Genomic DNA, 6,162 nt, shown 5'->3' on the forward strand with positions numbered 1-6,162 from the left:
GGGTTTTAAAGCCTCTCCCCTGGTAGGGGAGAGGTTTGGAGAGGGGTCTGTTTACACATTAAAAACTTTTAAAACATCCTCTAAGATGTAAGTTAGCTTTGTGGTGAAAGCCCAGTGCTAACAGCAATTTCAGGCAAACAACAAACAACCGACAAAGAGCGGGATGGTAAATTACTGGGCGATCGCCATCGGCATTAATCAATATCAATCCTTTCAACCTCTCAGTTGCGCTCAAGCCGATGCTGAGGCAATTAAGGATTTTTTGGTGACACAAGCAGGTTTTCTTCCCGAAAAATGCCTGTTAATGACAAATACTTCACCCCCCATAGGAGAGCAATCCTCCTATCCGACAAAGGAAAACATCCTCTCGTTGCTAGAAGAATTAGCAGCCACATTCTGGCAGCCAGAGGACTGTCTATGGTTATTTTTTAGCGGCTACGGGGTTAACCACAAAGAACAAGATTATTTAATGCCAGTCGCAGGGAATCCTGATCAAGTTCCCGAAACCGGGATAGAAGTGCGATCGCTCTTACAGAGTCTACAAGTTACCGGACTCAATATCTTACTCATCTTTGATATTAACCGCGCTTTTGGAACTCAAGCCGATGCACCCGTAGGACAAGAAATCATCGAACTAGCCCAAGAACTGCAAATGGGGGCAATTATTTCCTGTCAACCTGAAGAATTTTCCCATGAAAGCACAGAATTAGGTCATGGTTTCTTCACAGCAGCATTATTAGAAGCCTTGGGTTCTGCAAAAGGCTACAACTTTGCCGATTTAGCCGCTTATCTGACTTATCTTACCCCCAAACTTTGTCAACACCACTGGCGACCAGTCCAAAATCCCATGACTGTGATTCCCACGACCCAGCCAGCTATTTTACCCACGTTGACATTAGATGAAAACTCAGAAGCACTAATTTTCCCAGCAGAAAGTTTTGCTATCACCCGGACTGCACCTCCTCTAGAAAATAGTCCCTCTAGCGCCACAGATAAGGCTTGGTGGACAGAGAATGCCTCAGTAGAGACTACTTTAAGCCAAATAAAGACCGGGGGAAATTTAGCACTTCCACCAACCTCAGAGTCACTTATTAGCAGCAATTACACCTTAGCAACTTCCCCAGCATCCAAACCGGGGGGCAGATTTATTCCCGCTCTCCCCACAGCTAACACCTATCCTTCATCCCAGTCCGAGCTACCAATTTGGCAACAGTTTATTATTTGGGGTGGCGGTACTATGGTAGTAGTAGGTTTAATTACTACATTTTTACTCCGTAATCATGAGAGTTTCCGGTTTAAAAATTCCTCAAAAACAGTATCTAATCATCGGACTAGCAAACTTCCACTTCCCCAAATATTTCCCACTCCTCAAAATCCTAGTACAGCCCAAATCAATTCAAATACAGACTCTCATAAACGTAATCAAGCTATTTCCGACCTAGAAAAAATGTCTCTTGTCCCTACTCAACCGAGTAATTTAAGTATTGCGATCGCTAAAGCCCAAAGAACTCCAGCGGACGCACCACTATACGCCAAAGCTCAGGAGAATATTCAGGTTTGGTGTCAAATGATTTTAGAGTTGGCACAAGCACAAGCCAAACAAGGAAAATATGAAAATGCGATAGCAACTGCCCAGTTAATTACCAAAAAAGAGCCGCTTCATACCCAAGCCCAAACTGTCATTCAAAAATGGCAACTAGAAGCCAAGCAATATGTAAGTAATAAAACTCTCTTAGATGCAGCTACAGCTTTGATCATTCCCGAACAAGCATCTACATATAATCGCGCTATCGAAGTAGCCAAAAAAATCCAAAAAGGACAACCTGGGTTTGAAATTGCCCAAACGTCAATTAATCAGTGGAGTGAAAAAATTTTAGATTTAGCCAAAATCCGCGCCACTCAAGGAGATTTTAATGCCGCTGTCGCCACTGCTATATTAGTCCCAAAAGTGACGATTGCTTATGAAGATGCTCAGGATGCTATCCAAAAATGGCAACAGCAAAAGAATTAGTCAGTTGTTAGTTGTCAGTTGTTAGTTGTCAGTTGTTAGTTGTCAGTTGTCAGTTGTAAAACTACTACCTATTACCCATTACCTATTACCCATTACCTATTACCCATTACCCATTACCCATTAGCAATATTGGGAAATATCTTCGCCACAGGTATCAGCTAGATAGCACATCGCTTTAAATCGCAAACCTACTACTTCTTCGTATAAAGGATTAAGTTTACACATTGGCGGAATGTGAAACAGTGTTTTCCCAAATACTTTGACATCACGCTCAAATGGACACTGAGCCGGAATGTATTTACACAAACGATGAGCTAATAGGCGATCGCTTACTTGGATGTTATCTAGCCAATTACGCACAGGACGCAAAAAGTCCCAAATAGGCTGGGCTGCAACATGGTGCAATGGATTAACATTAGCTGCACTAGCCTCTACTGGATTTATAGAAATCCAACTTGCTAAAAAAATATTTTTGCTGGTATTTTTAGATACTTTCACAGTAATTCCTCTTTTCTTATGAGGGTATTCACTTGACTAATGAATATAGAGTATGACAAGAACCTGAAGCACAGAACAGGAAGGAAATTCTGTAAGAGGTGTAATTAACTGCTTCCTCTGATTGAATCTATATGTTAATACGTCAATCCGACCATAATTTCCCAAAAAGCAATACTGTACTTGTTCAATCTTATTAGTAACTTGGCACAGTTAAAATTCTAATAAAGACATCTGCCTTTAGTTGTGATTTCTTTTAACTGCAACAAAACTTATTATAGCAATAATTATCAATAATTAAGATTAAGAAAAATATTCTTACATAGCTAAATCTAGTCCGTGATTTTTACTAAATTCGTCATTTATAGTACCTTTTCCTTAACCTATCTAAGTATTGGTGTTGCTATTGAGCTTTACTTGTAGTCCTCTGAGCTTATTGATAGTCCTTACTTTTGGCTGTGGCATCCTCTCTGCCTACTTTCTCAATGACACCATAGCCCTAATTTTTACACCCCTCGCTTTAAGTCTAACTCTATCTTTAGGCTTAAATCCCATTCCCTACTTATTAGCTATAACCGGTGCGACTAACATTGGTTCTGTTACTACACTCAGCGGTAATCCTCAAAATAACTCTCAAACAAAAACGCAAAGATGCCAAAAAACACCTTTGCGCCTTTGCTCCTTAGCGTCTCTGCGCGAAATAATCCTTTAAGAAGCAACCGCAGTAGAACGAGTGCGTCGTCTTCTACCATCAGAAACCTTAGCAGCCGGTTCTTCAGGGACTTGCATCAACAACGTCAGAGAAGGTTGACATTGCAACTCTCTCCGCATAGAACGAGCCAGTTCACGCTCTAATGTTTCCTGCAAACCACCCCAATCTGTATCAGCGGGTTGTCCTTCAACAGGTGAAAACTCTGACCAACGGACGCTGAGAATTTCTTCAATGCGTTGTTGTACCCATTTTTGCAACAGCGATCGCTCGATACTTGTCACCACACCCTGCATGAGAAGTTCTGGTTTAGCCATCAGCTTACCACTCCAATCAATAGCAGCAGCAATGGTCACAGTCCCTTCAGAAGCCATGCGTTGGCGTTCTTGCAACACTTTAGAACTAACCATACCAGAACTCGAAGTATCCACCAATTCAATCCCTGCTGGCACTTTCCCAGCAACGCGGATAGAATGTTCTGTCAACTCAATGACATCCCCATTTTCGATAATGATCATATTTTCTGCCGGAATGCCCATACTTTGAGCAGTTTCCGAATGCTTGACTAACATCCGATGTTCACCGTGAAATGGCACAAAGAACTTGGGACGAGTTAAAGCAATCATCAGCTTTTGTTCTTCCTGACAACCGTGGCCAGAAACGTGAATCCCCTTATCCCGTCCATAGACCACTTTTGCCCCCTGAATCATCAATTTATCAATGGTATTAACCACCGCAATTGTATTACCAGGAATGGGGTTAGCAGAGAATAAAACCGTATCTCCTTGGCGAATTTTGATATGGGGGTGTTCTTTATTAGCAATTCTTGTCATTGCTGCCATTCTTTCACCCTGAGAGCCAGTAGTTAAAATCAGCACTCTTTCATCTGGCATTCCCCGCACAGTATGCAACGGTTGGAACAGGCTATCTTCACATTTGATATAACCTAAATTGCGGGCATGGGCGATTAAATTCAGCATGGAACGACCAACAATCGTCACTACACGATTATGTTTTCTTGCTAGTTGCAAAATCATGTTAATGCGATGGACGCTAGAAGAAAAAGTCGTGATAAATAAGCGCCCAGTTGCGTGGGAAAATTCTCGGTCAAGGTTAGGAAAAACAGCCCGTTCAGAAGGTGTAAATCCTGGCAATTCTGCGTTAGTGGAATCACTCAATAAGCAAAGTACGCCTTTTTCACCATGTTCTGCCAGACGTTGTAAGTCGAACTTCTCACCATCTACGGGAGTATGATCAATTTTAAAATCTCCGGTGTGGATAACTACGCCTATTGGTGTATGAATAGCAACAGTGAAGCTATCAGCAATGGAGTGGGTGTTACGGATATATTCAACTAAGAAATGCTTGCCAATTCGCACCATGTCACGGGGCATAACTGTTCTTAATTCTGTGCGATCTTTTACCCCAGCTTCTTCCAATTTACCCTCTAGCATTGCCATTGCTAGTCTTGGTCCATGAATCACTGGAATATCAAATTGCTTCAAGTGAAAAGCAATTCCCCCAATATGGTCTTCATGACCATGAGTGACGATCATCCCTTTAATTTTGTGGCGATTTTCTCGGAGATAAGTTGTGTCAGGTAATACAATATTTACCCCGTGCATGGCTTCTGTGGGAAATGCCAATCCTGCGTCTAAAAGGACAATTTCGTCTTCATACTCGAAAACGCAGGTATTTTTACCTATTTCGTGTAAACCGCCCAAAGGAATAATTTTGAGAGCGGAATTAGCTTCGTTTTTAACCATTTTGTCCCGGATATTTTTGTTAGTTGTGAATCAGTTGATAGTTCGGTTTCTGGGATGAAAGAAAAGACCAAATTTCTGTTTAAATTCAGTTTTTGATGGAGTCCTATTCAATTTTGTTTACCGAAAACGGACTTAAAACTGAATGATTTTTATATGATTCAGTTGTAGCACAGGTGTTTAAATTGCAATAAAGTAACAATTTGTACACATTATTTATAAATCACTCACCTATTGTGGCTGGGATTAAATTCAGTTTTTGCATGACTGACTCTAATTTTTTAGATACATCCGTATCAGCGTCACACAGGGGTAGACGAGTTGAACCTACTTCCCAACCTTGCAGTTTTAGTGCTTCTTTGACAGGAATGGGATTGGTAGTTAAAAATAAAGCTTTAAACAATGGAAACAGTTGCAGATGAATGTCGGTAGCAATTTGAGTTTTTCCCACTTTCCATGCTTGAATCATTTCTTGGATTTGATTACCCACTAAATGAGAAGCTACACTGACTATACCTTGAGAGCCGATCGCTAACATGGGCAGGGTTAAAGAATCATCTCCAGCGTAAATCTCAAATTCTTTTGGTGTCAAGCGACGGATTTCACTCACTTGATCTAAGTTACCACTGGCTTCTTTAATGGCAACAATGTTATTAATTTCTGCTAACTTGACCACTGTTTCTGAACTGAGGTTTTGACCTGTGCGCCCAGGAACGTTATATAACATCATTGGCAGGTCGGGACAGCATTGTGCTATTGCCTGGAAATGTCGATATAATCCAGCTTGTGGCGGTTTGTTGTAGTAGGGAACTACTTGTAAAGAACCATGTACTCCTATCTTAGCGGCTTTTTGGGTGGCAGCGATCGCTTCTTTGGTGTCATTAGAACCACATCCAGCCATTACTTTAGCTTTACCTGCTACAGTTTGCAATACCTCAGCAAATAATTGGTATTCTTCGTCCCAAGTCAGGGTTGGGGATTCCCCTGTTGTTCCACACACCACCAATGTATCTGTACCGTTGTTAACTAGATAATCTGCTAGTTTGGCAACTACATCATAACTAATACTACCGTCTGCTTTAAACGGCGTAATCATAGCGGTTACAACTGTTCCAAAATCTCCCACACTCTTTTCTCTCCTAATTTGTTAGTTGTCAGTAGGGGCGAAGCATTTGGAAGATAAA

4 protein-coding genes and 1 pseudogene are annotated in these 6,162 nt (G+C 41.3%); 2 read left to right on the top strand and 3 right to left on the bottom strand.

What is annotated here, in order from left to right:
- The first annotated feature begins 163 nt into the window (after nt 1-163).
- Nucleotides 164-2,011, top strand: a complete 1,848-nt coding sequence (locus FJR06_RS11425; RefSeq protein ID WP_168631830.1) for a caspase family protein — start codon at nt 164-166, stop codon at nt 2,009-2,011.
- Nucleotides 2,012-2,131: 120 nt separating this feature from the next.
- Here the strand turns inward: FJR06_RS11425 and FJR06_RS11435 are convergent, their stop codons facing one another.
- Entirely contained in the window at nt 2,132-2,509 is a 378-nt protein-coding gene (locus tag FJR06_RS11435) for a Mo-dependent nitrogenase C-terminal domain-containing protein (protein WP_148763632.1), read from the bottom strand.
- Nucleotides 2,510-2,900: 391 nt separating this feature from the next.
- Between FJR06_RS11435 and FJR06_RS11440 the strand changes: the two are divergent.
- Nucleotides 2,901-3,134 (top strand): annotated as a pseudogene (locus FJR06_RS11440) (SLC13 family permease); the annotation flags it as partial.
- A gap of 80 nt (nt 3,135-3,214) precedes the next feature.
- Here FJR06_RS11440 and FJR06_RS11445 read toward each other — a convergent pair.
- Both FJR06_RS11445 and dapA read right to left on the bottom strand, forming a co-directional pair.
- Nucleotides 3,215-4,981 carry a ribonuclease J gene (locus FJR06_RS11445; protein ID WP_015078060.1) on the bottom strand — a complete coding sequence of 589 codons (1,767 nt, stop codon included), beginning with the start codon at nt 4,979-4,981 and terminating at the stop codon, nt 3,215-3,217.
- Nucleotides 4,982-5,201: 220 nt separating this feature from the next.
- Complete coding sequence (gene dapA, locus FJR06_RS11450) at nt 5,202-6,104, bottom strand: 4-hydroxy-tetrahydrodipicolinate synthase (RefSeq protein WP_168651459.1); 903 nt, start codon at nt 6,102-6,104, stop codon at nt 5,202-5,204.
- Nucleotides 6,105-6,162 lie beyond the last annotated feature (58 nt).

The sequence above is a fragment of the Dolichospermum sp. UHCC 0352 genome, assembly GCF_009711925.1.
Classification (GTDB): Bacteria; Cyanobacteriota; Cyanobacteriia; order Cyanobacteriales; family Nostocaceae; genus Dolichospermum; species Dolichospermum lemmermannii.

Bases quoted from the DNA above. Each gene is read 5' to 3' on its own strand.
- FJR06_RS11425 (WP_168631830.1), top strand. From the start codon at position 164: ATGGTAAATTACTGGGCGATCGCCATCGGCATTAATCAATATCAATCC.
- FJR06_RS11445 (WP_015078060.1), bottom strand. From the start codon at position 4,981: ATGGTTAAAAACGAAGCTAATTCCGCTCTCAAAATTATTCCTTTGGGC.